This window comes from Azonexus sp. (assembly GCF_036170495.1).
In the GTDB taxonomy this organism is placed as follows: Bacteria; Pseudomonadota; Gammaproteobacteria; order Burkholderiales; family Rhodocyclaceae; genus Azonexus.
In genome coordinates this window covers 1-24,548 of the sequence record NZ_JAVHPH010000069.1, presented here as the reverse complement: position 1 = coordinate 24,548, position 24,548 = coordinate 1, and the positions used below count along the sequence as shown (strand labels likewise).

Annotated in this window: 24 protein-coding genes; 17 read left to right on the top strand and 7 right to left on the bottom strand. The window is 61.2% G+C overall.

Features of this window, described 5'->3' with window-relative positions:
* The 8 genes from ADADOO_RS02390 to ADADOO_RS02355 all read left to right on the top strand — a co-directional run.
* On the top strand, window positions 1–1,065 hold a 1,065-nt coding region (locus ADADOO_RS02390; protein ID WP_511274686.1), incomplete at its 5' end, for a GspE/PulE family protein.
* Window positions 1,066–1,067: 2 nt separating this feature from the next.
* Window positions 1,068–2,267 carry a type II secretion system F family protein gene (locus ADADOO_RS02385; RefSeq protein WP_511274685.1) on the top strand — a complete coding sequence of 400 codons (1,200 nt, stop codon included), beginning with the start codon at window positions 1,068–1,070 and terminating at the stop codon, window positions 2,265–2,267.
* Complete coding sequence (locus ADADOO_RS02380) at window positions 2,264–3,772, top strand: hypothetical protein (protein WP_511274683.1); 1,509 nt, start codon at window positions 2,264–2,266, stop codon at window positions 3,770–3,772. Before ADADOO_RS02385 ends, ADADOO_RS02380 begins: the two co-directional genes overlap by 4 nt.
* Complete coding sequence (locus ADADOO_RS02375; RefSeq protein WP_511274681.1) at window positions 3,769–4,371, top strand: hypothetical protein; 603 nt, start codon at window positions 3,769–3,771, stop codon at window positions 4,369–4,371. The genes ADADOO_RS02380 and ADADOO_RS02375 overlap by 4 nt, the downstream gene beginning before the upstream one ends.
* On the top strand, window positions 4,368–4,727 hold the full coding sequence (locus ADADOO_RS02370; RefSeq protein ID WP_511274679.1) for a hypothetical protein: 360 nt from the start codon (window positions 4,368–4,370) through the stop codon (window positions 4,725–4,727). The genes ADADOO_RS02375 and ADADOO_RS02370 overlap by 4 nt, the downstream gene beginning before the upstream one ends.
* Before the next feature lie 40 nt (window positions 4,728–4,767).
* Window positions 4,768–6,042, top strand: coding sequence for a hypothetical protein (locus tag ADADOO_RS02365; protein ID WP_511274677.1), 1,275 nt, complete (start codon window positions 4,768–4,770; stop codon window positions 6,040–6,042).
* Window positions 6,039–6,806, top strand: coding sequence for a type II secretion system protein (locus ADADOO_RS02360; RefSeq protein ID WP_511274676.1), 768 nt, complete (start codon window positions 6,039–6,041; stop codon window positions 6,804–6,806). The genes ADADOO_RS02365 and ADADOO_RS02360 overlap by 4 nt, the downstream gene beginning before the upstream one ends.
* 93 nt (window positions 6,807–6,899) lie before the next feature.
* A complete protein-coding gene (locus tag ADADOO_RS02355; RefSeq protein ID WP_511274674.1) occupies window positions 6,900–8,192 on the top strand; it encodes an adenylate/guanylate cyclase domain-containing protein in 1,293 nt (430 codons plus the stop codon).
* Here ADADOO_RS02355 and ADADOO_RS02350 read toward each other — a convergent pair.
* Entirely contained in the window at window positions 8,170–9,618 is a 1,449-nt protein-coding gene (locus ADADOO_RS02350) for a hypothetical protein (protein ID WP_511274673.1), read from the bottom strand. The two genes, ADADOO_RS02355 and ADADOO_RS02350, sit on opposite strands and share 23 nt — an antisense overlap.
* Before the next feature lie 27 nt (window positions 9,619–9,645).
* On the opposite strand from ADADOO_RS02350, the gene ADADOO_RS02345 reads away from it, so the two are divergent.
* Together ADADOO_RS02345 and ADADOO_RS02340 are read left to right on the top strand one after the other, a co-directional pair.
* The gene (locus ADADOO_RS02345) at window positions 9,646–9,903 is read left to right on the top strand and encodes a hypothetical protein (protein WP_511274671.1); all 258 of its coding nucleotides are present in this window, start codon (window positions 9,646–9,648) and stop codon (window positions 9,901–9,903) included.
* A gap of 65 nt (window positions 9,904–9,968) precedes the next feature.
* On the top strand, window positions 9,969–10,676 hold the full coding sequence (locus ADADOO_RS02340) for a prepilin-type N-terminal cleavage/methylation domain-containing protein (protein WP_511274669.1): 708 nt from the start codon (window positions 9,969–9,971) through the stop codon (window positions 10,674–10,676).
* A gap of 118 nt (window positions 10,677–10,794) precedes the next feature.
* Here the strand turns inward: ADADOO_RS02340 and ADADOO_RS02335 are convergent, their stop codons facing one another.
* Entirely contained in the window at window positions 10,795–12,753 is a 1,959-nt protein-coding gene (locus ADADOO_RS02335) for a monovalent cation:proton antiporter family protein (protein ID WP_511274667.1), read from the bottom strand.
* 52 nt (window positions 12,754–12,805) lie between these two features.
* Here ADADOO_RS02335 and ADADOO_RS02330 point away from each other — a divergent pair, with 52 nt between their 5' ends.
* The 6 genes from ADADOO_RS02330 (at window position 12,806) to ADADOO_RS02305 (ending at window position 16,942) form a co-directional block, all read left to right on the top strand.
* On the top strand, window positions 12,806–13,804 hold the full coding sequence (locus ADADOO_RS02330; RefSeq protein WP_511274665.1) for a KpsF/GutQ family sugar-phosphate isomerase: 999 nt from the start codon (window positions 12,806–12,808) through the stop codon (window positions 13,802–13,804).
* Window positions 13,804–14,331 (top strand): KdsC family phosphatase, encoded by a 528-nt coding sequence (locus ADADOO_RS02325; protein WP_511274663.1) that lies wholly within the window; start codon window positions 13,804–13,806, stop codon window positions 14,329–14,331. Before ADADOO_RS02330 ends, ADADOO_RS02325 begins: the two co-directional genes overlap by 1 nt.
* Window positions 14,328–14,909, top strand: coding sequence for an LPS export ABC transporter periplasmic protein LptC (lptC, locus tag ADADOO_RS02320; RefSeq protein WP_511274661.1), 582 nt, complete (start codon window positions 14,328–14,330; stop codon window positions 14,907–14,909). The genes ADADOO_RS02325 and lptC overlap by 4 nt, the downstream gene beginning before the upstream one ends.
* Window positions 14,906–15,502, top strand: a complete 597-nt coding sequence (gene lptA, locus ADADOO_RS02315) for a lipopolysaccharide transport periplasmic protein LptA (protein WP_511274659.1) — start codon at window positions 14,906–14,908, stop codon at window positions 15,500–15,502. Before lptC ends, lptA begins: the two co-directional genes overlap by 4 nt.
* A gap of 238 nt (window positions 15,503–15,740) precedes the next feature.
* Window positions 15,741–16,301, top strand: coding sequence for a phasin family protein (locus ADADOO_RS02310; RefSeq protein WP_511274658.1), 561 nt, complete (start codon window positions 15,741–15,743; stop codon window positions 16,299–16,301).
* Window positions 16,302–16,375: 74 nt separating this feature from the next.
* The gene (locus ADADOO_RS02305) at window positions 16,376–16,942 is read left to right on the top strand and encodes a phasin family protein (RefSeq protein WP_511274656.1); all 567 of its coding nucleotides are present in this window, start codon (window positions 16,376–16,378) and stop codon (window positions 16,940–16,942) included.
* Between the two features lie 123 nt (window positions 16,943–17,065).
* Here the strand turns inward: ADADOO_RS02305 and ADADOO_RS02300 are convergent, their stop codons facing one another.
* From ADADOO_RS02300 to ADADOO_RS02280, 5 genes are all read right to left on the bottom strand, one after another.
* Window positions 17,066–17,830, bottom strand: coding sequence for a competence/damage-inducible protein A (locus tag ADADOO_RS02300; protein WP_511274654.1), 765 nt, complete (start codon window positions 17,828–17,830; stop codon window positions 17,066–17,068).
* A complete protein-coding gene (locus ADADOO_RS02295) occupies window positions 17,827–18,561 on the bottom strand; it encodes an EI24 domain-containing protein (RefSeq protein ID WP_511274652.1) in 735 nt (244 codons plus the stop codon). The genes ADADOO_RS02300 and ADADOO_RS02295 overlap by 4 nt, the downstream gene beginning before the upstream one ends.
* 5 nt (window positions 18,562–18,566) lie before the next feature.
* Complete coding sequence (gene hrpA / locus ADADOO_RS02290; protein WP_511274650.1) at window positions 18,567–22,706, bottom strand: ATP-dependent RNA helicase HrpA; 4,140 nt, start codon at window positions 22,704–22,706, stop codon at window positions 18,567–18,569.
* Between the two features lie 187 nt (window positions 22,707–22,893).
* Complete coding sequence (locus ADADOO_RS02285; RefSeq protein WP_511274648.1) at window positions 22,894–23,142, bottom strand: hypothetical protein; 249 nt, start codon at window positions 23,140–23,142, stop codon at window positions 22,894–22,896.
* A gap of 157 nt (window positions 23,143–23,299) precedes the next feature.
* Complete coding sequence (locus ADADOO_RS02280) at window positions 23,300–23,917, bottom strand: YajG family lipoprotein (protein ID WP_511274646.1); 618 nt, start codon at window positions 23,915–23,917, stop codon at window positions 23,300–23,302.
* A 248-nt stretch (window positions 23,918–24,165) separates the two neighbouring features.
* Between ADADOO_RS02280 and ADADOO_RS02275 the strand changes: the two genes are divergently transcribed.
* Window positions 24,166–24,548: hypothetical protein (locus tag ADADOO_RS02275; protein ID WP_511274644.1), on the top strand; the 383-nt coding region annotated here is incomplete at its 3' end.

The window sequence follows — 24,548 nt, the reverse complement described above, 5'->3', positions numbered from 1 at the left end:
TACCGCATCGACGGCATGCTGCGCCAGATTCGCGCCCTGCATAAATCCTACTGGCCGGCGATGACGGTGCGCATCAAGGTGCTGTCCGGCATGAACATCGCCGAAATGCGGGCGCCGCAGGATGGCCGCATCGGCCTCACGGTGTCTGGCCGGCCCATCGACTTCCGCGTCGCCAGCCAGCCGACCATCCATGGCGAAAACATCGTCCTGCGCATCCTCGACCGGCAGAAGGGCATCGTGCCGCTGGAAGGTCTGGGCCTGGCCGAGGAGCATCTGCACCAGCTCAAGCTCATGATTTCGCGGCCCGAGGGCATCATCCTCGTCACCGGCCCGACCGGCAGCGGCAAGACGACGACGCTGTACTCGGTGCTCAACCACATCAATTCCGAGGGCATCCACATCATGACCCTCGAAGACCCGGTCGAATACCCGATGGCGATGGTTCGCCAAACCTCGGTCTCGGAAACCGCCAAGCTCGATTTCGCCAACGGCATCCGCTCGATGATGCGCCAGGACCCGGACGTCATCCTGGTCGGCGAAGTGCGCGATGCGGAAACGGCCGAAATGGCCTTCCGCGCCGCCATGACCGGCCACCAGGTATACACCACCCTGCACACCAACTCGGCCATCGGCGCCGTGCCGCGTCTGCTCGACATCGGCGTGCTGCCCGACGTGATGTCCGGCAACATCATCGGCATCATCGCCCAGCGCCTGATTCGCCGCCTGTGCGATCACTGCAAATCGCCGTACCACGCCGAACCGCATGAAATCCGGCTGCTTGGCGATCTTGGCGACGGACCGCGCCCGGTGCTCTTCCGCGCTGCCGGTTGCGAATTGTGCGATTTCCAGGGTTACCGCGGCCGTATCGCGATCATGGAACTGCTGCGCATCGACGCCGGCATCGATGAACTCATCGCCCGCCGGGCGACCACGCACGAAATTCGCTCGCGAGCGCTGCTCCAGGGCTTCACCACGCTGGCCGACGACGGCATGCAGCGCGTGCTCAACGGCACGACCTCGCTTGAAGAACTGGCCCGCGTCGTCGACCTGACCGATCGGATGTAAGCGTGCTTTTCGATTACAAGGCGGTCAGCGTCGAAGGTCGGATGACCTACGGACGACTCGATGCGATCAATCTGGTCGACCTCGAAATGCGCCTCAAACGCATGAATCTCGATCTGATCTCCGGCTCGCCGATCCAGCATCGCGCCCTGTTTGGCGCGCAGCGCGTGCCACGCCCGGAGCTGATCAATTTCTGCTTCCACCTCGAACACCTGACCCGGGCCGGCGTCCCCATCCTTGAAGGGCTGACCGACCTGCGCGACTCGGTCGACCATCCCCGCTTCCGCGAAGTGATGGCCGGGCTGATCGAAAGCATCGAAGGCGGCCAGACCCTGTCGCAGGCCATGAACGCCCACCCGGAAATTTTCAGCCAGGTGTTCTGCAACCTGATCCGCGCCGGCGAGGCGAGCGGCCAGCTGCCGGACGTCCTGGCCAGCCTCTCCGAATCGCTGAAATGGGAAGACGAACTGGCCTCGCACACGAAAAAGCTGCTGATGTACCCGGCTTTCGTGGCGACCATCGTGCTCTCGGCCACCTTCTTCCTGATGATCTACATGGTCCCGCAGCTCAAGCTGTTCGTGAAGAACATGGGGCAAGTCCTGCCGCCGCACACCAAGCTGCTGTTTTTCATCTCCGACCTGCTGGTCAACTACTGGTACATCTTCCTGGCGCTGCCGATCATCGCCGTCCTTGCCCTGCAGGCGCTGCTCCGCACCAACCCGCTGGCGCGCTTTCGGCTGGACGGCATCAAGCTGCGCCTGCCGATCATCGGCCCCATCCTCAACAAGATCATCCTTTCCCGCTTCGCCAACACCTTTGCCATGCTCTACGCCTCGGGCATCCCGGTGCTCGAATCGATCCGCACGACCCAGGCCATCGTCGGCAACCGCGTCGTGCGCAAGGCGCTGGAGCGTGTCGAACAATCGATCCGCGAAGGCCAGAATGTCGCCGTCGCCTTCCGCGATGTCGGCCTCTTTCCGCCGCTCGTCGTGCGCATGCTGCGCATCGGCGAAAGCACCGGCGGGCTGGACAAGGCGCTGCTCAACGTCAGCTACTTCTACAACCGTGACGTCAAGGAATCGGTCGGCAAGGCGCAGGCCCTCATCGAGCCGATGCTGACGCTTTTCATGGGCGCCCTGCTCGGCTGGATTATGCTGTCGGTCATCGGCCCCATTTACGACGTCATCAGCAAGATCAAAACGTGAGCTGCCGCCTCCTCTACCTCAACACCCATCGCCTGTCGGCTTACCGCTGGCAGCAGGGCAAATTGCGCGGCGAGGGCGTCTTCGACCACAACGACGAGGGCTTTCGGCTGTTTGCCGACTACCTCGCCGAGCACACCAGCAGCCGGTTCTCGCTGCTCGCCAACGTGGCCGAGGAAGGCCATGCACTGGAAACCATCCCCTTCCTGCGGGGGGCCGACCGGCAAACGCTGATCACCCGCAAAATCGGTCAGCATTTTCTCGGCACGCCCCTCGCTGCGGCCATTTCGCTCGGCTACGAAAAACGGCAGCGCAAAAACGAGAAGCTGCTGCTCTCCGCCCTGACCAACCCGGCCCACTTCGAACCGTGGCTGCGCCGGATCAGCGATGCCGAGGTGCCGCTGGCCGGCATTTACACGGTAGCCCAACTGGGCGGCCAGCTACTCAAAAAGCTGGGCCAGGAAAGCAGCCGCTGCCTGCTACTCACCCTGCAGGATCATTCGATCCGCGAGACCTACCTGGTCGACGGCCACGCCCATTTTTCGCGCATGGCCCCGCTCACCGACAGCAGCATTGCCGGTATCGCCAGCGCTTTTGCCGCCGAAGCCGGCAAGCTGCACCAGTACCTGATCGGCCAGCGTCTGATCGGCCGCGACGAAAACCTGCCCACCTTCATCCTCGCCCATCCGCAGACCATCCCGGCCATTGACAAGGCTTGCCCCGCACGCGGCCCGCTCAACTTCACGCTTATCGACAGTCATGCCGCCGCCGGCAAGCTCAAGCTCCACACGCCGCCCGAGGACAATCGCAGCGACCTGCTCTTCCTGCACCTGCTCGCCACCGTCCCGCCAGCCCAGCAATTCGCCGGTGAAACGCATCGCCACCACTTCCGCCTCGCCCAGATTCGCCACGGCCTCATTGCCGCCGGCCTGATCGCCCTGCTCAGCGGGGTCCTGTTCGCCGCCAAGGAAACCTACGACGCCAGCACACTGCGCGACGAAACCCGCGCCCTGGCGGCCAGCCAAGCCGACCTCAACCGGCGTTACCAGGAAATCTCCGCCACCTTCCCGCAACTCGGCATCGACCACGAGACGCTGCGCCGGCTAACCAGCCGCTACGGCGAACTGGTCACCCAGCAACGCCAGCCGACCGCAAGCTACGTCATGGTCAGCCAGATTCTCGACCGCATGCCGGCCATCATCCTCGAAGGCATCGATTGGAAAAATGGGCAAAATTTCCGGTTGACCGTAGCAAACCGGGTTCGCGAGCCCGAAATCATCACCATCCGCGGCGCCATCGAGCTTGAACGGGCGACGACCCGGCAAATCCTGGCCGTCTTCGACCAGTTTGTCGAAGCGCTCGGCGCCGATCCTGCCAACACCGTCAAGGTGCTGCAACGACCGTTCGACATCGAATCCGGCCGAGCCCTGCGCGGCGGCGACGGGCTCGACGAAGAAACCCAGCCCCGGCAGTTTGCCGTCGAAATCGCCCGGAGCAAGGCGCCATGACCCTAACCGGCCGCGACCTCAAAAAACTCTGGCTGCCCCTGCTCGCCGCGCTGGCCATGATCATCGCCGCCGGCCTGCTCGGCTGGGCCAGCAAATTTGACGCAGACAAAGCCGGGCAGGAACGCAGCACCGCGACAGCCACCCAAAATCAGATCGAACAACGCCTGCGCCAGGTGCGCACTGAAGAGCAGGAAATCCGCGAACGCACCGCGCTTCTCATGCAGCTAAAAAACGCCGGCATCACCGGCGAAGAAAAACGGCTCGACTGGATGGAAATGCTCCGCGAAGCCCAACGCGAGCTACGCATCCCTGGCATGAGCTACGAATTCGGCGCCCAGACCAACCTCGACAAGGGCGAAGACGCCACCTACAGCTGGTTCAGCAGCACCCAGCACGTCAAGCTCCGCCTCCTGCACGAAGAAGACCTGCTCAACTTCCTCACCCGCATCGAGAAAAACGCCCAAGCCCTCGTCATCGTGCGCAGCTGCACACTCTCGCCCCTGCCGCGTCAGGCCGACGGCCGCGAAACCCTGGCCCAGCTCGGCGCCGAATGCGACCTGCAATGGATCACCCTGCGCCCGGCCAAGGACCGCCCATGAGCCTGCCCCGCCTGCTCACCCTCCTCCTGCTTTTGTCAGCCACGGCCGCCAGCCTCGCCGACCAGCCCGCCCTCGGCCGCCTCTTTCTTGACCCGCAGCAACGCGCCAAACTCGACGCCCAGCGCCAGCACAACCCCGGCTTCCAGCCCGATGCCGGCAACCAGGCCAACCAGACCATCAACGGCGAAGTCCGCAGCAGCAACGGCCGCCGCATCCGCTGGATCAACGGCGAAGCCGACTGGGACGGGAGCGCACAGCAGCCACGAATCCCGGTCGGCGACACCTTCAATCCAGCCACCGGCGAGCGCGAAAGCGTGATCGGCAACGGGCAGATCGTGATCAAGCCGGCTCGCTAACATGGCAACTTCTAGAGACTATCAGCGAGGTGCGGCCCTGTTGTTGATGCTATTGCTAGGACTCGGACTTGGCGCGACGCTATTCATCTCCGCCTGGAACGGATCAGCAGGACGACTCGAACAGGAGCGACAGACGCTAAACAGTCTGAATCTGGCAAAACAGGCCCTGATAGCCTATGCCGTTTCGGTCTATCCGTCTGGCAATTTCCGCCCTGGCGACCTGCCCTGCCCCGACATGAACAACGATGGAAACAAAGAACCTTCGTGTGGCAACGCTGCCGGAACTACAGGGCAAGCGCTCCGGCTCGGCCACCTGCCTTGGAAAAGTCTCGGACTGCCTGACCTACGGGATGGCAGCGGGGAACGCCTTTGGTACGCGGTATCAAATAATTTCAAGGAGCGTACCCGCAAAACGCCTCTGAACAGCGACACATCTGGCAGCATTCGCTATGTCGATAGTGACGGCAACGTCGTGCCGGACGTAATCGCCGTCATTATCGCGCCAGGTCCACCGCTGCAGCGGCTGAACGCCGGCGTCATTCAGGATCGAACCCCTGCAGGAGAAAACACGCAGAGCAGCTTCCTTGATGAAACAGCTACGGAGGACAACGCAGACTTCGTCGATTACGGCGTTAATGGTTTTGCCAATGGCCCCGTTCGCGACTCGCTAGGCCGGATTCTGGTCAATGACATGATGGTTGTTGTGACCTATAACGACCTCATGCCCTTGCTCGAAAAACAAGTCGCAGCCACGGTTATAAACTGCCTCAACGCCTATGCCGCTTATAACGATGGCATTAACAACAATTTGGGGCGCTACCCTTGGCCGGCCAGCATGGTCAGTTCCGCAGCCGGAAACTATAGTGATACTGCCGGTGCATTATTTGGTCGCGTACCTGACCAAATGTGCAACACAGGGGGAGACGGCCCGACTGAAGTTGCCTGCGCTCCGCTTGTAGGCGCTAACCCCCAGATGCTCAGCAATTGGGGAAATATCCCTTCCTGCACAATCACCGACAAGTGGTTTCGCGATAACTGGCGCGAGCAAGTGTTTTATGCAATCGCCGATGCATACAAACCGGGTATCGTCCTGCCAACCTGCGGATCATGCTTAGTCATTGGCACCAAAACAAACATCCAGGTCGCTGTTATTCTGGCTCGCCAAGCCCTGTCATCCCCCCCACTAAACCAGAACCGTGCCGCCACGGCTATCATCGGCAATTTTCTCGAAGATGGAAACGCCACAGTTTATGATGGCAGTTTCGAGGCAAAAAGCGTGTCAGCCACCTTCAATGATTTGCTGGTATTCAAATGACCGCACAATTTCCACGCCAATCAGGCTTTACGCTAGTTGAACTGGCTATCGTGTTGGTCATTGTTGCACTGCTTTCCGGTGGCCTGATGATGACGTTGTCGGCCCAGAAGGAAAACATGGCAGCATCGGAAACTCAGCATCGCCTAGATGAAATCCGAGAGGTATTGCTGGGTTATGTTGCCGCCCATGGCCGCCTGCCTTGCCCGGCCACTCCGTCGACAACGGGAGTTGAATCTCCTGTTGGAGGAGGCGCTTGCACCCGTCCGCGAGACGGCCTGTTACCGGGGGTTACGCTCGGCCTGGCGCCTACAGACCAGAGCGGTTACGTACTCGATGGATGGGGCAACCCGATTGGCTATGCAGTCACATCCTACAAACACGGCACCTTCTGCCCTAATGGCTGCTTCACCACAGCCAACGGCATTCGCACCGCCTGGAATGGTAGCGTTGGAGCGCTTGTCCTGGCACCAGACCTGCAGGTCTGCAACACGGCAATAAACATCCAAACTCCGGGTCAATTGACAGCCACCTGCGCCCCGAATGCCGAGCTGGCTACAACTGCAGTAGCCGTCATATACTCACGCGGGACAAACGGGGCCAGAGCACCAAGCAGCACCGATGAGCAGGCCAATGGGGATGACGACCGGCTGTTTATCTCCCATACCCCCACCCCCCTAGGCGCCAATGAATTTGACGACCTCGTCATCTGGCTCTCCCCAAACATTCTTTATAACAGGCTGATCGCAGCCGGTCGGCTTCCATAAACCTACTTGCGCCAATCGTTCGGCATATTGACCGGTGACAGGCCGACTGCCACACTGAATCCCCCTGCCCTTCTTGCACCGCCAAAGCATCCCGTGAATCGCCAGCCATTCCTTGTCGCGCTGCGTACCGGAGGAGTTCTTCCGGAAGATAATGCCGAGACGCGCCTGAAAAAGTCGTTGCTGGTTTTTGCCACCGGCCTGGTGTGCGCCGGCTCGATGCTCTGGCTCTTCCTGTATGGCCAGATGGGGCCGCAGTTTTCGGCCAATGCACCGTTCATTTTCCAGTTGCTGCTCGTTGGCAACCTGCTCTACTACTTTCGTAGCGGCAATTTCGACCTGTTTCGCTATTCGCAACTGGCCCTTTTCCTGTTTGCCCCGTTTGCCGTGCAATGGAGCATCGGCAACTTCATCACGGCGAGCGGCACCAGTCTGTGGGGCTTGCTCGCCCCGATCGGCGCCGTGCTGTTCTTCGGTGCACGCGAATCACTGGCCTGGTTCTTCGCTTACATATTCCTGACCGCGCTGTCCGGCTTTTTCGACTATTTCCTGGCCGACAGCCTGGCCAGCGGCGCTCCGCAAATCTCAATCCGGACCAGCGTTTTTTTCTTTGCCCTTAACTTTGCCGCGATTTCCAGCATCGTCTACCTTTTGCTGCGCTACGCGGTTCTCGAGAAAGCCAAGGCGCAGGCCAGCCTGGAAGCAACCCATCGGCTGTTACAGGAAGAACAGGATCGCTCCGAACGCCTGCTACTCAACATCCTGCCCGGCCCGATCGCCGAACGTCTGAAGCGCGACAGCCAGGCCATCGCCGATGGCTTTGCTGACGTAACGGTGATGTTCGTCGACATCGTCAATTTCACGCGGATTGCCGAAGGACTGACGCCGCAGCAGGTTTTCGCCATGCTCAACCGGATATTCTCGTCTTTCGACGAATTGGCCGAGCAATATGGCATGGAGAAAATCAAGACGATTGGCGACGCCTACATGGTCGCCGGCGGCCTCAACAACGAGCAGACCAACTACACCCGTTCCATCGCTGAATTGGCCGTTGCCATGCGCGATCTGTTACATCGCGACTTCACGGTCAACGACATGCATCTCGACGTTCGCATTGGCATCGGCACCGGACCAGTCGTTGCCGGTGTCGTCGGCAAGAAGAAATTCATCTACGACCTGTGGGGCGACACCGTCAATCTGGCCAGCCGGATCACCAGTGAAGGCACCCCGGGGATGATCCATGTCGACACGACGACTCACCAGCGGCTGGCACAGCACTTCGCTTTCGATGAGCCATTAACGCTCTACCTTAAAGGCAAGGGCGATACGCTCGTTTATCGCCTGCATGGCTTACGGGCGGAACCCTCTACCGGCGGAGCGATAAAGTAAACGCAACGCGCCCCGGCCGATTTTCAGCCAGGATCAGCGAGTAGCCCACCCCGTCGGCTTGGCGGGCGGCGTGATACAAACCGACTCCCAGGCCATCTTCAGAAGTGACCGGCTCGTTGAGCAAGGCAGTGGCCAGGGAAGGCGCAATGGCCTGACCATCATCCGAAACTGTCAGGCTGCCATCGGCAAAAAGCACGCTGATCGCCAGACCCGGTTGACGCAAGCGCTTGGCCAGGGCGTTCTGTAGCAGATTTTCAGCCACGCTATCGAACAAGGGAGCCGGCAAGGAGAGGCCGGCAGCGGCCTCCCCCTGCCAATCGACCTGAAAATGCGCGTTACGTGCCTTGAAACGGCGCCACCATGCGCTGGCATCGGCCATTTCCAGAGGCTCGATTTGTGGCGATTGCAGTTTTTCCAGTGTCACTTTCAAACGCTCCGCAATCTGCGGCAGCTGTCGGCCGAGCAAAGCGGCCACCTCGACCGGATCACCTGGCTGATTCGCGGCATAGCAAAGCACCTGCAAGGACTGGAGCAGATTCTTGACGTCATGCGTCACCCGCGCCCCGGTTTCGTAGATGGCCTGAACATAGGTCATGCGCTGCAACTGATGTGTCCGCAACTTGACCAGATAAAACTCGACAGCGAGGCGCAGCAACCACTCGACATGCCAACGCATGGCCGGTGATGGGGAATGATGAAAATGAACAGTCAACGCGAGCTCGTTGGCCCGGCAAGTGTGAACGTCCGAGGTTTGCTCGCCGGATTGCCCTTCCCGCTCTCCAGCGCGCCATGAGATACCGACGACCCACGGCATGCCCTTTAAGCGCAGCATGACCGCATCGAGAAACATTGCGGGGTCTGTATGACGCTCGCTCTCCTCGGATAGCTGAACAAGCCACTGTTCAAGCGGCATGCCGAGCGACAACATGTAATGCGAAATAGCCGAGCCAATGCCGGAGAATCCGCCGCGCGGGTTCCAGGCCCAAGCCACGACCAGCAACGCCCCGGCAACCGCCAGCGAAGTCTTGAACAAGGCTTCGACATAGCCGGCGCCGCCAACCAGCATGTAAGCCAGCGCCCCCAGCACAAACACGGCGAGGACAAGAAAAACCATGACCCCGTAGAACAAGTCGAAGGCTTCGCCAGATTTCCGCTGCGGCGCCCGGGCCGGAAAAACCAGCAGGAGCGGCAAAAAAATCGGCATGAAGCGGGCGAGGAAGCCACGCAAGAGCGGATCAATGGCTACTGCCGGCGATATTTCCGGAACCACCCCCAGGACAGTGATCGCAACGAGATAGCCGAATGCCAGAAGATAGCCGGAGCGCTCGCCAGGTCTTTCTGTGCCCAGCACCCGCCCACCAATAGCCGCCGCTAGTGCGCCGCACCAGATCAATAATAGCCACGGCCCAAGCAAAAGCGTGGACACCAGAACCACGCCAAGCAATACCCCCCCTTGCCGCAACTCGACCCGGCGCTCGCCGGCGACAAACGGTTGCCAAATCAGGAAAAGGCCGAGAGCCACCACCCACAAAAGGCGAACGGCGGGAATCTGCCAACCGCCAAATGCCAGTGCATGAAGCATCAGCAAATGAGTCGCCAGCAAAAAATGTGGCCAGGCCGCCAAGCGGCTGGCAATTTTTTTAACCATGCCAGTGTTCATGTTTCAGACACCCTGTCGATATTTCGACACTTGCCGCTCGATTCTTTGTAAAGAATTGTCAAATCGACGCCCAAATGCACAGGCACGGAATTTGCGGTTGATTAAGCAGAATTTAATTGGAGCATGCCATGAAATACCAACAAAAAGGCTTCACCCTCGTCGAAATCGCCATTGTCCTGGTCATTATCGGGCTATTGCTGGGCGGCGTACTGAAGGGGCAGGAATTGATCAACAGTGCCAAGGTTAAAAACATGGTCAATGACTTCAGGACTACGTCGGCCTTGGTTTACGGTTACCAGGATCGCTTTAAAAGTTTTCCCGGAGATCAAACACAGCAGCAACTGACTGACGCCTTTGGCGCTGCTGCAGCCGCAACCGCTTGCGCTCCGGCCAATACTAACGGCCAGTGCACCAGCAACAACGGGCGCATTGATGGAAACTGGAATGCCGCAGCCGTTACTGATGAAACTTTTGTCTTCTGGCAGCATGTCCGCCTAGCCAATTTGGCTACTGGCGCCACCAACACCGGCGATCAGAATTACCGTCCTCGCAACGCCGACGGTGGTTTCATTGGCATCGAAAGCGGCATCAACGGTGCCGGTGTGGCAGCCCCTTTCATTGCCGGCATGCGCGGCGCTGTCTTTGTCTGCTCGGAAGGCATTCTTGGTCGCTACGTCCGGCAAATCGACACAACGATGGACGATGGCAATACGGCTGGCGGGTCGGTGCAGGCCGTACCCATGGGTTCGGCGCGATCAACCCAACCAACTGCTACCGCAAACATCGTCGATGGACAGCAATACACAGTCTGCGCCAGCCTGTAAAAACGAACCCTGTTCAGAATCAAGCCCGCCCCGGCGGGCTTTTTCATTTTGGCGAGGTTGCTACGGTCAACCGGAAAAATCGGCCAAAATCGAAAATCGGGCAAGGCCTAACGACGCTTCAGCCTCGCAGCAAACGCTCCTCTGCAGCGGAGACCGCCTCCGGCAAGCCAAGGACGACCACGCCGTCGCCTTCCTCCAGCCGCGTTTCGGGAGCTGGCTCCAGGGCACGAATACCGCGCCGACGGATGGCGCTGACTTCGCAATCCAGCTCGTCAAGGTTCAACGCGTCCAGTGTCTGCCCAATCCCGGCCGCGCCTGAAACCAGCAATATCGAATGGAGATGTGGGTGATGCTCATCATCATCGTCGTAATCGCGGTCCGATATTCCGCGATAAAAGCCGCGCAATAGACTGTAACGCTGGGAACGGGTCTGCCGAATACGTTTGAGTACGCGATTGATCGGCACGCCGACCAGCACCAGCGCGTGGGAGGCAAGCATCAGACTGGCCTCCAGCACCTCCGGCACAACCTCCGCCGCCCCCGCCCGAGTCAGACGGTCCATATCGCGCTCATCAAAGGTGCGGACGACCACTGGCAAGTCAGGGCGCGACACCTGAACGTGGTGCAGGACTTTCTCGGCCAACGGGGTATCGCTGACGGTGACGATTACCACGCTGGCCCGCATCAGGCCGGCGGCGAGCAAAGCCTCTTTTCTGCCGACGTCGCCATAAACGACGTTTTCGCCGCCGGCCGCGGCTTCCCGGACGCGGTCAGGGTCGAGGTCGAGGGCGACATAGGTAATGTTTTCCTGATTCAAAAAACGGGCAAGATACTGTCCGCTCCGACCGAAACCGCAGAGAATCACGTGTTTTTCGGCGCCCATCGACTGAGCGGCGATCCTGGTCAATTGCATCGAGCGCAACATCCATTCGCTGGCGACGAAACGCACCACGATCCGCTCGCTGTACTGGACGATGAACGGCGCGATGAGCATCGAGAGGACGAGCACGGTCAACGCGACCTGCTGGATTTCCCGGGGCATGTTGATGATTTCGCCGAGCAGCACAAAGCCGAATTCGCCGCCGGCGCACAGCCACAAGCCGGAGCGGATGGCATTGCCCGGAGAGGCGCCCAGGCGCCACGAAAGCAGGCCGACGACCAGCGACTTGACCAGCAGCAAGCTGAGCAGCGCTAGCAAAACCTGCCACCACAATCCGACCAGGATATGCAGATCGAGCTTGACGCCAATGGTCACGAAGAACAGCCCCATCAGCACATCGCGGAAGGGTTTGATGTCTTCTTCCACCTGCATTTTGTATTCGGTTTCCGAAATCAGCATACCGGCGACAAAGGCACCGAGCGCCAGCGACAGCCCGGCCAGCTCGGTGATGGTGGCCAAGCTCAGGGTAATCAGCAGCACGTTGAGCACGAACACTTCGGACGACTTGGCGCGGGCGACGAAATGGAACCATTTGCGCATGAGCTTCTGGCCGAAGACAAGAATGACGGCCAGCACGACGACCGCCTTGAACAAAGCCACCGCGAGCAACATGGCGAGCTTTTCCGGTGGCTGGGTCAGCGATGGAATAATTACCAGCAGGGGGACCACGGCCAGATCCTGGAAGAGCAGAACGCCCAAAATCTCCCGTCCGTGCACCGAGTCGAGCTGCTGGCGGTCGACCAGAAGCTTGGTCAGAACGGCCGTCGATGACATGGCAAAGACACCGCCGAGCGCGATGCCCAGTTGCCAACTGACGCCGAGGAGCATGACGAGCCCGGCGATCAGCGCCATGCTCAACAACACTTGCAGCATGCCGAGGCCGAACACGATGCGCTTCATCGCATACAGCTTGGGCAGCGAGAATTCGAGGCCAATCGAGAACATCAGGAAAACGACGCCGAATTCGGCCAGGTGCTCGGCCCGATAGACGTCGTTCATCAGGTTCAGCGCATGCGGGCCGATGACGCAGCCGACGAACAGGTAACCGAGCACCGGCGGCAAATTGAAACGACGGAAAATGACCACGGCGAGAACCGAGGCACCAAGCAGAAGGAGGACGAGGGAGAGTGCGCTCAAGGTCGTTGCGTGAAGTCGGGTATACTCCGGCCATCATAACCTCAGCCAGCCCATGAACCCAAGCCAATCTACCGCCCGCTTCTCGCCGGAACGCGCTCTGGAACTGGGTCGTCAGACCCTGAGTATCGAGGCTGCTGCGGTCGACGCACTAAAAAGCCGAATAAACGAAAATTTTTCGCGCGCCGTCGAACTGATCCTCAACAGCCATGGCCGCCTGATCGTCAGCGGCATGGGCAAATCGGGCCACATCGCCCGCAAGATCGCCGCCACCATGGCCAGCACCGGCACCCCGGCCTATTTCGTTCACCCCGCCGAGGCCAGCCACGGCGACCTCGGCATGATTACCCGCGACGACGTACTGCTCGCCCTCTCCAACTCCGGCGAATCCGGCGAACTGCTCAGCATCCTGCCCGCTCTCAAGCGCCAGGGCGCCAGGATCATTTCGATGACCGGCGTGCCGACATCAACGCTGGCCCGCGAAGCTGACATTCACCTCGACGCCGGCGTCGCCCAGGAAGCCTGCCCGCACAACCTGGCCCCAACCGCCAGCACGACGGCGGCCCTGGCTCTGGGCGATGCGCTGGCCGTCGCGCTGCTTGATGCCCGCGGCTTCGGGCCGGAGGATTTCGCCCGCTCGCACCCCGGCGGTTCGCTTGGCCGCCGCCTGCTCACCCATGTTCGCGACGTCATGCGCGCCAACGACAAGGTTCCGTCCGTCGCCCCCGGCACGCCGATCACCGATGCCATCATCGCCATGTCGCGCGGCGGCCTCGGCCTGGTCGCCATTACCAGCCCGGCCAACCAGGTGCTCGGCATCTTCACTGATGGCGACCTGCGCCGGGCTTTTGAAAAACGCACAGACCTGCAGCAAGGCGACATCGCCTCGGTCATGCACCCGTCGCCACGCACCATTGATCCGGATCGTCTGGCCGTCGAGGCCGTCGAAATGATGGAACGCCTGCGCATCAATGCGCTGCTCGTCGTCGATGCCGACAATCTCCTGATCGGCGCACTCAACATGCACGATCTGTTCACCGCCAAGGTCATCTGATGGACAGCAAAGCCCGCGCCGCCAACATCAAGCTCGTCGCCTTCGACATCGACGGCGTGATGACCGACGGCGGCCTGCATTACACCGACGACGGCCACGAACTAAAAACCTTCAACGTCCAGGACGGCCTCGGCGTCGTGCTGCTGCGCCGCGCCGGCATCAAGGTGGCCATCATCACCGGGCGGACATCGAACGTCGTCAATTGCCGCGCCAGGGATCTCGGCGTCGAACACGTCTTCCACGGCGTCGGCGACAAGGGTGCCGTTTCCGGCCAATTGCTCGAACAACTCGGGCTGCAGTGGTCGGAACTCGCCTTCATGGGTGATGACCTGATTGACCTGCCGGCCATGACTCGTTGCGGCCTGGCCATCGCCCCGGCCAACGCCCGCCCCGTCGTCAAGCAACGCGCCCACATGGTGACCGAAGCCAGCGGCGGCAAGGGCGCCGTGCGTGAGGCCATCGAATTCGTCCTCGCCGCGCAGGGCAAGCTCGACGCGGCCTTCGCGCCTTACCTCAACACACCATGAAGCATTGGCCCAGCCAACTCTTTCCGGTCATCGTTCTGCTGTTCCTGGCCGGGATCAGTTTTTGGCTACAAAGTACCGTTGACCGTGGCGAAACGAACCACGACGGCAAATTCCGCCATGATCCGGATGCCATAGCCGAAAACTTTACCGTGCGTCGTTTCGGCCAGAACGGCCAGATCAAATATCGGCTCACCGCCCCCTATCTCGTTCATTACCCCGACGACGACACCTCCGAACTGAAGTCGCCAACGCTGATCAGCTATCGCCCCGAGGGCGCCACGGTCACCGTCACCGGCGATCACGCCAAAGTCACCGCCAAGGGCGAAACGATCTTTCTCTGGGACAACGTCAGCGTGGTCCGGGCAGCCACACCGGATCGCCTGGAAATGGTTGCCCGCATGCCCGACCTGACCGCCCAGCCCGAGGCCGGCACCGCCTTCACCGGCAGCCCGGTGGAAATCACCCAGGGGCAGTCGTGGGTCAAGGGCGTCGGCATCCATATCGACAACAACACTTCTACCCTCGTCCTGCAAGCGCAGGTTCGCGGGCAATACATCCGACCCGGGCCCGCGCCATGACCACTCGACTTGCCACGCTCACCCTCTGTCTTCTGCTCAGCCTGCCAGCCCTTGCCGAACGGGCCGACCGCAACAAGCCGATGCTGCTTGAGGCCAACCGCGTCTCGATCGACGATGCGAAAAAGATCCAGATACTTGAAGGCGATGTCCTGATCACCAAGGGCACGATGACGCTGAAAGCCGACCGCGTGGTGATCAAGGAAGACCCGTACGGCTTTCAGAAGGGCACGGCCTTCGGCGGCAAGAACGGGCTCGCCCGCTTCCGCCAGAAGCGCGACGGCAAGGAGGAATACGTCGAGGGCGAGGGCGAGCGCATCGAGTACAACACCAATAGCGAAGTCGTCGAACTGTTCCATCGCGCCTGGGTCAAGAGCGGCGAGGACCAGGTTCGCGGCGATTACATCTGGTACGACGCGGTCAGCGAAAAATATCTGGTCACCGCCGGCGAAACCCGCGACCCGAAAGCGCCACCGGGCCGCGTTCGCGTCGTCATCCAGCCGAAGGGCAAGGACAGCGACGCCAAGCCAGCCCCCCGCGGCGAACATCTGGAACTCAAAGGGGCCGGCAACCTCGGAGCGCCAAACGCACAATAGCCGTGCGCCGCAGGCTTCCTGCGGCCAGAAACCCCAGAGTTCACTGAGCCAACGAAAGCCGCCAAGCCCATGATTTTAATTGGCTTATTTGTTTTTGTGCAGCGCACAAAAACAATGTTGACAATACAACAATCCTCCCTATAATAAAGACCATGGTGCAGTGCAACATCGTTTCATGGGGTAGCGCTGCAACGGTTTAGGACTGTTCTGCATAACCTTTTAATTCTGGAGATAACCCATGGCTTTCAACTTCACCACCCCTGAGCAATTCGCGTCCGCCAACAAGGCAACCGTTGATTCCCTGCTCTCCCTGGCCAACACCGCGCTGGCCTCTGCCGAGCGCATCGCTGCCCTGAACCTGAACACCGCCCGTTCGCTGGTTGAAGATTCCGTCTCCGGCGCCAAGGCCCTGATGGGTGCCAAGGACGTCCAGGAAGCCCTGTCGATCCAGGCTTCGCTGGCTCAGCCGAATGTCGAGAAGGCCGTTGCCTACTCGCGCTCCGTCTATGAAATCTCGGCCCAGACCCAGGAAGAACTGTCCAAGATGGTCGAAGGCCAGTTCGGCGACTTCCAGAAGACCGTTGCCGGCCTGCTCGACAAGGCGGCCAAGTCGGCCCCGGCGGGTTCTGACGTGGCCGTTGCAGCCGTCAAGTCGGCCATCGCTGCCGCTACCTCCGCTTTCGACAACATGAACAAGGCTGCCAAGCAGGTTGCCGAGATCACCGAAGCCAACGTCGCTGCCGCCACCAACGCTACTGTCAAGGCTGTTGGCGCCGCTTCTGCCAAGGCCAAAAAGTAATTTGCCCGTTATACCCCCCGCTTCGGCGGGGGTTTTCGTTTCGTCCGCAGCACAAAATCAAACTGGAGATGACAATGAGCAACCCGAATTTCGACCAACTGACCGCCGCCCAAAAAGCCAACGCCGAAGTCATGACGACCCTGCTGCGCACCGCCTTTGACGGCGTCGAGCGCCTGACCGCCCTGAACATGGCGGCTTCCCGCGAGTTTTTCAACAACACCATCGCCGGTAGCCAGAAGCTGCTGAGCGCCAAGGATGCCAATGCGGTCGCCAAGCTGAACGGCGAACTGGCCCAGCCGAACGCCGCCAAGTGGATGGACTACTCGCGTAGCGTCTATGAATTGGTCGCCGAAATGCAAAAAGAAGTCACTTCGGTCATGGAAGCCCAGTACGGCAGCTTTACCAAGAACATCAACAGCGCCGTCGAAAAGGCCAAGACCTCGGCACCGGTCGGCGGTGACGTTTTCGCCGCCACCATGCAGTCGATGCTGAATGCTTCGACCAAGGCTTTCGACAACATGACCGGCATGGCCAAGCAACTGTCCGACATCGCCGAAGCCAACATGGCGGCCGCCGGCAAGACTGCCGCCCCGGCCAAGACCAGCGCCACGGCTGCGGCTCGCAAGTCCGCTGCCAAGTAATTCCGGCGCCCTGCGCTGACGAAAAAGCCCGCGAGATTCGCGGGTTTTTTTACGTCTGTCATTTGTGATGATTTCAATTTTGGCCGTTTTTTACGGTTGACCGTAAGAAACCGGAAAAGCGGATCAGGGGCGCCAACTCCAGTGAATTCCCCGGCTTTCGACTTCGATGCGAATCTCTTCCATTGCCTGATCGACGAGTTCCGGCGAACCTTCGACGCCGAGTTCGAGGTGCTTGCGCTCCCTGCCGACCAGCGAGGGCAGCGAGAACAGGCGCAGCGTCGGGTAATCCTTGACGATGCGCTCCATGAGGTCGAGCAGCGCACTTTCGTAGGCGGTCGGGCCGGTCAGCAGGAAAGCCTTTTCAACCGTGCCGGCGACCGCCTTGAACTGGTCCCGATAGAACGTATCGAGCGCCCATTCGATCATCGGGTGGGCCATTTGCGGAAAGCCGGGCACGAAGTAATGGTCGTTGGCCATGAAGCCGGGAATGCGGTTGAACGGGTTGGGGATGATCTTTACGCCGGCCGGGAAGGTGACCAATTGACGGCGCTGGTCGGTGATTTCTTCGCCGGCGAAACGGACCTTCAACTCCTCGAAACCCTCCGGGTGCAGCACCAGATCGACGCCGAGCGCCGCCGCCACGGCCTGTCGCGTGTGGTCGTCCGGCGTATTGCCGATCCCGCCGCAGGAAAACACCACGTCGCCGGCGGCCATCGTGCGCTTGAAGGTGGCGGCGAGGCGTTCGCGGTCGTCACCGAGGTATTCGGCCCAGCTCAGGCGCAGGCCACGGGCGCCGAGCAGTTCGGCGATTTTGGCGAAATGTTTATCCTGGCGTTTGCCCGACAGGATTTCGTCGCCGATGATGATGGCGCCAAAGGTACGGCTCATAGTCTTTCTCCCTCGATGGTGACAATCGCCCCGCCGCGTGACCGGCGCAGGGCTTCCAGCCCGAAATGAACGAACGATAGCGCGGCCAGCGCCGGCACCAGCAGGCCGACGAATGGAATGTGGGCGAGTAGCGCCATGGTCAGGCCGAGCATGAACAGCGGCGTTTTCTGGCCGCTACGAATCTCCTGCCACTCACCGGCCGTGGCGTGCATGGACAGCGCGTCGTAGGCAAACGTCCGGCGATTCAGCCAGCCCATGAGGAGCAACGGAACGAGCAGCGAGAAGCCGGGAATCAGCCACAATGGAACGGTGATCAGCCAGCCGGCGATGAACAAAATCGAGGCAAAAACGCTGTTGACCGTAGCCGCGACGAAACTGTCCTTGCCCATCGCCGCCACATCGCGGTACTCGGTTTCAGAAAGGTGCTTGAGCATCAGCGGCATGATGACGATGGCCGCCAGCAGCGAGGCGGTCAGGTAGGCGGCAGCGAAGATCGCCATCCAGCCGCCGAGGTAGGCCAGGATATGCGCCACCCAGACCAGCCCCCAGCCGACGAGCAAGGTCATCGGCGGGTAGTCCATCATCTGCTGCACCATCCAGCCCAGACCCCAGACGGCCAGCGCGATGGTCAGCAACAGCGAGAACAGCGCCGGGGTCAGGACATAGAGCCAGACCTTGCTGCTTTTGAGGTTGGCGAAGGTTCGCGCCAACGCGAGCATGACTTCATTCATTCTCGTCACCCATTCTTGATTCCTTCCCATTGTTTTTGCAGCCGCTTGCTCGACACCGGCACCGGCGTCCGCAATTCCTGCGCGTAGAGCCCGACGCGCAGTTCCTCAAGCAGCCAGCGGAACTGTTCGACCTGCGGATCGAGCGTGCCGAGCTTGGCGAGCTGGATGGCGCGGCGTTCGTAGTTGGTCCATAGCGGCGTGTATTCGACCATCAGTTGCGCGTCGCGCCCCGGGTTGGCCTTGAGTTTGTCGAGGCGGACAACAATGGCTTTGAAATAACGCGGGTAGTGCTGCAGGCGCTCGAAGGGCGTGTCGATCAGGAAGTTCTTGCCCATCAGCCGCTTCAATTGGGCCTCGATGTCGGCCACCGCTGCGGCATGCGCCTTGAAGGCCGGCAGCTTCTTGACCACGGCCTGCCACTCGGTCAGCACGGTGCCGACCAGCCGGCAGACCTCCTGCATGATCAGCCCGAGCCTTGCCTTGCTGTCGCCGCAGCGGCGCTTGAAGGCATCCGGCGTCGTCGGCAGCGGTTCGGTCAGGCAGGCACGCTCGAAAGTCAGAGCGACGATCTGGTTCTTGAGGTCGTCGGCGCTGCCCAGCGCCATGGTCTGCATGGCCATCTGGCTCAGGCCGGGGATATTCTTGTCGAAATACTTCACCTGATCGCGGAACTGCAGCATGAACAGGCGGAGCAGGCCGGCGCGATGGGCGGCGGCAGCTTCCTCGGCGGAATCGAAGACCTTGAGGCTGACGCTTTCGCCATCGTCGGTCAGGCCCGGGTAGCCAAGCACGGTCTGGCCGGCCGATTTTGGCCCAACTCGGACCTCCATGAGCTCGGGCAACTCGCCGAAAGTCCAGTCGGTCAGCTTGGTGAATTCGGATGGCGTTTCGTGCAGTTCGGCGAACTCGTCCTTGGCCTGCTTGCCCCACTCGGCGCGCAGGGCAACCAGGCTTCGGTTCATGTCGAGCTGCCGGCCATGTTCGTCGATGAGCTTGTAGTTCATCGAGAAATGGGCCGGCAGCGCGTCGGGCCGGAAGGCGTCGGGGGTCACGGCCCAGCCGCGCGCATTGAGGCCGCGCGCTTCGAGGATGTGATCGATGAGCGGCGTGATCAGGCCCTGATTCAGCTTCTTTTCGTTGCCGGCTACGGTCGACAGGAATTCTTCGACAAATTCGGGCACCGGCACCACTTTCGCCCGGATCTTCTGCGGCAGCGTCTTGATCAGCTGGACCAGTTTTTCCTTGAGCAGCCCGGGCACCAGCCATTCCATGCGCAGCACGGGAATCTGGTTGAGCTGGGCGAGCGGCAAGGTCAGCGTCACGCCGTCCTTCGGCGAACCCGGCTCGAAGTGATAACTCAGCGCGTAATCGACGCCACCGACTTTGAGATGATGCGGGAAAGCCTCGGTCGTCACGCCGGCCGCCGAGTGCCGCATGAGGTCGTCTTTCGCCAGGTAGAGCAGCTTCGGCGTCTCGCGCTCGGCTTCCTTGCGCCAGTGGTCGAAGGTCGCGCCGTTGTGGATGCCCTCGGGAATGATCGCGTCGTAGAAGGCGAAAATCAGCTCGTCATCGACCAGCACGTCCTGCCGGCGCTGCTTGTGTTCGAGATGTTCGATCTCGCGGATCAGCTTCTGGTTGTGCAGGAAGAACGGCCAGCGCTTGGCGAAAGCTTCGTCGATTTCCTCGCTGACCAGCCCCTGGCGGATGAAGATTTCGCGCGACTCGGCCGGCGCCATCGGGCCGTAATGAATGCGCCGCTTCGGGTTGATGACCACGCCGTAAAGCGTCGTCCGCTCCCAGCCCGAAACCTGCATCGACCGCTTTTCCCAGTGGGCGTCGAAGTACTGGCGCTTGACAAGGTGAGCGCCCACTTTCTCCAGCCAGTCCGGTTCGATGCGGGCGACGCAGCGGCCGAAGAGGCGTGTCGTCTCGGTGATCTCGGCCGCCATGATCCACTTGCCGGCCTTCTTTTGCAGCGGCGAGGATGGATGGATCAGGTAACGGATGCCCCGTGCGCCAAGGTAGAAACCGGATTCGTCGGCCTTGCAGCCGAGGTTGCCGAGCAGGCCAGAGAGCAGGGCCTGGTGGATGGCGTCGTAGGTGGCGGGGGGGATTGCCGATGCCTTGGCCCCATCCCCCTCCCGGCCTCCCCCTTGCCCCAAGGGATACCGTCCCTGCGGGACAGAAAGGGGGAGGAGCTTGGTTTTCACTCCCTCCCTTTCAAGGGGAGGGTTGGGGTGGGGATGGGTCTCGCCGGATTCACGCACCCAGCCCAGCTCGGTGACCATCGCGTGCAACTGCCCATGCACCTCGCGCCATTCGCGCATCCGCAGGTAAGAGAGGAAATGGGCGTGGCAGGTGTCGACCAACTGCTTGTTCGATTTCTTGTGTTCGACGGCGCTCTGGAACCAGTTCCACAGCTTCCACCAGCTCAGGAATTCCGATTTTTCGTCGGCAAACAATTTGTGCTTTTCGTCCGCCGCCTGCTGGCGGTCCTGCGGCCGTTCGCGCGGGTCCTGCGCCGACAGGCCGGCGGCGATGACCATGACCTCCTTGAGACAGCCGAGATCGCGGGCGGCGACCAGCATGCGGCCGATGCGCGGGTCGAGCGGCAGCTTGGCGAGCGAGGCACCAATCGGCGTCAGCACATTGTCGTCGGTCAGCGCGCCGAGTTCCTGCAACAGCGCGTAGCCGTCGGCGATGGCCTTGGCCGGCGGCGGTTCGATGAACGGAAAGCGCTCGACGTCGGTCAGGCGCAGCGACTTCATGCGCAGGATGACGCCGGCCAGCGACGAGCGCAGGATTTCCGGGTCGGTAAACGGTGGCCGGGCGTTGAAATCCGGCTCGTCGTACAAGCGGATGCAGACGCCCGCCGCGACCCGGCCGCAACGCCCGGCCCGCTGCCGCGCCGCCGCCTGCGAGACCTTTTCGATCTGCAACTGTTCGACCTTGTTGCGGTAGGAATAGCGCTTGACGCGGGCCAGGCCGGTATCGATGACGTAGCGGATGCCCGGCACGGTGAGCGAAGTTTCGGCCACGTTGGTGGCCAGTACGATGCGCCGCTGGCCGCCGGATGGCTTGAAGATGCGGTCCTGATCGCCGGCCGACAGGCGGGAAAAGAGCGGCAGAATTTCCGGAGCATGGGCGCTCGACAAACCGGGGCGAGTCAGCGCGTGCTTTCTTAACGCTTCGGCCGCCTCGCGGATTTCGCGTTCGCCGGGCAGGAAGACGAGAATGTCGCCGGCACCCAGCCGCGAGACCTCGTCGGCGGCATCGACGATGGCGTCATAGAGATCGCGCTCGTCGTCTTTCTTGTCGAGATCCTCGACCGGGCGGTAACGCACTTCGACCGGGTAGAGCCGGCCGGAGACTTCGATAATCGGCGCTTTTTTCCCGTTGACCGTGAAATGCGTCGAAAAGCGGTCGGCGTCGATGGTTGCCGAGGTGATGATGACCTTGAGGTCGGGCCGCTTGGCCAGCAACTGCTTGAGATAGCCGAGCAGGAAATCGATGTTGAGGCTGCGCTCGTGCGCCTCGTCGATGATGATCGCCTCGTAGGCGTTGAGGTAGGGGTCGGACTGCGACTCGGCGAGCAGGATGCCGTCGGTCATCAGCTTGACCCAGCTTTCCGGGGACGACCGGTCCTGAAAACGGATTTTGACGCCGACGCCAGCGCCGACCTGCGTTTTCAGCTCTTGCGCCAAGCGTGTTGCCACCGAACGCGCCGCCAGCCGGCGCGGCTGGGTATGGCCGATCAGGCCGCGCGCACCGAGCCCGAGATCGAGGCAAATTTTCGGCAACTGGGTCGTCTTGCCCGAGCCGGTTTCGCCGCAGACGATGACGACCTGATGCTGCTCGATCAATTCGGCAATGTCGGCCCGCCGCTCGTTGACCGGCAGATCGCTCTGAAATTCCGGTTTCGGCAGTTTGGCCCGACGCTCGGCGACCGCCGCCTGCGAGCGGGCCAGCAGGCCGACGAAATCGGCATTCAGTTTTTCGCGTTTTTCGCCGGACAACCGCGCCCCGGAGGAAGTCCCCTTGGGGGATAGCAATTCGCGCTGCATGCCGCGCAGGCGCTTCAGATCGCTGGTCAGGCAGAGGGCTTCAGCAAGATCGGCGCGGCGGGCGGGGGTATCGTGTTTCATTCATGGCGGCAGCAAATCGGGGCACCGATTTTACCGCGCCAAAGGCATGCCTCACCGACCGCGCCAGAAATGCAAGCGCACTCCCACGGTCAACCGGAAATCGGGGCGGAATTTGAAATCCCGATGCACGCCCCCCAAATGCAAAAAGCCGCCCCCAGGGGACGGCTTCGGGCTGATCGTCTTGCCCTTACTTCTGGGTGCCCATCCACTGGGCATGCTTGCCATCGCTCGTTTTCTCGCAAGCGACCTTGAGGCCGGAAATCGTCGAAACCGTACCGACCGCTTCAAATTGGCCCGTATCGCCGTTGAAACACTGCGGAGCCTTGGCGATGGCAGCCGGCTTCGTCGCCGCAACCGGCCGGGCGGGAACCGGCGTTTGGCTGGCGCAGGCAGTCAGACCGAGGGCGATGGCGGAAGTGGCGAGAAACGAACGCATGAAAATCTCCTGGAAGGTAATCGACACGTTGAGGCCAGCATTGTCTTTCCGCCATGTTGCAGTTTCATTGCAGGACGCGGGCTTCCCCTCGCCCCCTGCAAAAAAACGGCGCAAATCCGCTCTGCGCCATTCTTGCCGCGGGTCAGCCGACGGACTGTTATTGCCCGGCCAGTTTGCCGTCCAGATCGGCCATGAATTTCCCGAGCGCATCGCGCAAGGCCAGGGCGAGCGACTCGCCAAAGGATTCGCCAGTCGCCGCCATGACCAGACCGGCCGAACCTTCGCCGCTGTAATGCTTGGCAATGAGCTCGCCGTCACGCCCTTTCACTTTCGCCAGCAAGGACACCTGCCCGGTGTAAGACATGTACATGTCGCAGAAAGCGTTAAGCACGCTCCCTGAAACCTCGACGACCCTTGAACTCTTGCCATCTTGCTCGGCCGTACCGACCACCCGGTAGCCATGGGCGCGAAGCTCGGTCCCCACCGCCGAGGTGACCCACTCCGCGACATCCTTGCTCGCCACGACGTCCGCCGTCCGCATGCCGAAACCGTTGCGGACCGTTCCGACAACGGACTTGTCCGTACGCTCGTCATTGAATTTCTCCAGGACGATCGTCGTATTCTTGCTCGCTTCGACCGTCGGCGCCGTCTGCCGCACTTCACCGGCCGGTGCCGGAGGATAGGACAAGGGCGCCTGGCGTGTTCCAAAAGCGCACCCCGTCACGGTTGCCGCGACGACCAGAAGACATCCCACCTGCATTACATTCCTGAGCATTTTCCCCTCCCCTTTGTTGAAAATCGAGCTGATGATTATGACCAGCGTCTTGGGCGCGAGTTGACGCCGATCAAGCGTCGGCATTGTCGCCGGGCTTGCCGGCCCGGCTGGCGGGCACTAGCGCGGCATCGGGCCATGCAAAGCAAGCCCACGGTCAACCGAAAATAGTGCCCGAATTTGCAATCCTGCCCTCGTTCAGCCCGGCCCGCCGCGCTTATACTTCGTGCATATTCAGTCCCGACATCACCATGGCCATCATCCGCTGCAACAAATGCACCCTGCTCGCCGAGCAGGCCGACAACCTCGCCGGTCAAAGCATCGCCTGCCCCCAGTGCGGCGCCCCGGCAGCGGTCTATTCGACGCTGTTTTTCATCGAAAAACTGCTCGACAAATATTTCGATGGTCAGCGCCAGATCATTCGCCTCAAATCGCTGGCCAGCCCCAACAAGGCCGTTGCCGCAGCGCCCACACCGGCGAACTCGACGCCGCCCGACATCGATCTGGCCAACACCGATTTTCTCGCGACCGAAGTGCAGCACGGCCCCATTTACGACTGGTTCCAGAAGAAACAGATCAAGGTTCAGGCCAATATGCGCAGCGTCGATACCAGCGGCTTTTTCGACGAAGTGGC

What these genes read in the sequence shown, in the direction of transcription:
- ADADOO_RS02305 (WP_511274656.1), top strand. Translation starts at nt 16,376, where the DNA reads ATGAGCAACCCGAATTTCGACCAACTGACCGCCGCCCAAAAAGCCAAC.
- ADADOO_RS02330 (WP_511274665.1), top strand. Translation starts at nt 12,806, where the DNA reads ATGAACCCAAGCCAATCTACCGCCCGCTTCTCGCCGGAACGCGCTCTG.
- ADADOO_RS02285 (WP_511274648.1), bottom strand. Translation starts at nt 23,142, where the DNA reads ATGCGTTCGTTTCTCGCCACTTCCGCCATCGCCCTCGGTCTGACTGCC.
- ADADOO_RS02295 (WP_511274652.1), bottom strand. Translation starts at nt 18,561, where the DNA reads ATGAATGAAGTCATGCTCGCGTTGGCGCGAACCTTCGCCAACCTCAAA.
- lptA (WP_511274659.1), top strand. Translation starts at nt 14,906, where the DNA reads ATGACCACTCGACTTGCCACGCTCACCCTCTGTCTTCTGCTCAGCCTG.
- ADADOO_RS02280 (WP_511274646.1), bottom strand. Translation starts at nt 23,917, where the DNA reads ATGCTCAGGAATGTAATGCAGGTGGGATGTCTTCTGGTCGTCGCGGCA.
- ADADOO_RS02375 (WP_511274681.1), top strand. Translation starts at nt 3,769, where the DNA reads ATGACCCTAACCGGCCGCGACCTCAAAAAACTCTGGCTGCCCCTGCTC.
- ADADOO_RS02300 (WP_511274654.1), bottom strand. Translation starts at nt 17,830, where the DNA reads ATGAGCCGTACCTTTGGCGCCATCATCATCGGCGACGAAATCCTGTCG.
- ADADOO_RS02310 (WP_511274658.1), top strand. Translation starts at nt 15,741, where the DNA reads ATGGCTTTCAACTTCACCACCCCTGAGCAATTCGCGTCCGCCAACAAG.
- lptC (WP_511274661.1), top strand. Translation starts at nt 14,328, where the DNA reads ATGAAGCATTGGCCCAGCCAACTCTTTCCGGTCATCGTTCTGCTGTTC.
- hrpA (WP_511274650.1), bottom strand. Translation starts at nt 22,706, where the DNA reads ATGAAACACGATACCCCCGCCCGCCGCGCCGATCTTGCTGAAGCCCTC.
- ADADOO_RS02370 (WP_511274679.1), top strand. Translation starts at nt 4,368, where the DNA reads ATGAGCCTGCCCCGCCTGCTCACCCTCCTCCTGCTTTTGTCAGCCACG.
- ADADOO_RS02325 (WP_511274663.1), top strand. Translation starts at nt 13,804, where the DNA reads ATGGACAGCAAAGCCCGCGCCGCCAACATCAAGCTCGTCGCCTTCGAC.
- ADADOO_RS02360 (WP_511274676.1), top strand. Translation starts at nt 6,039, where the DNA reads ATGACCGCACAATTTCCACGCCAATCAGGCTTTACGCTAGTTGAACTG.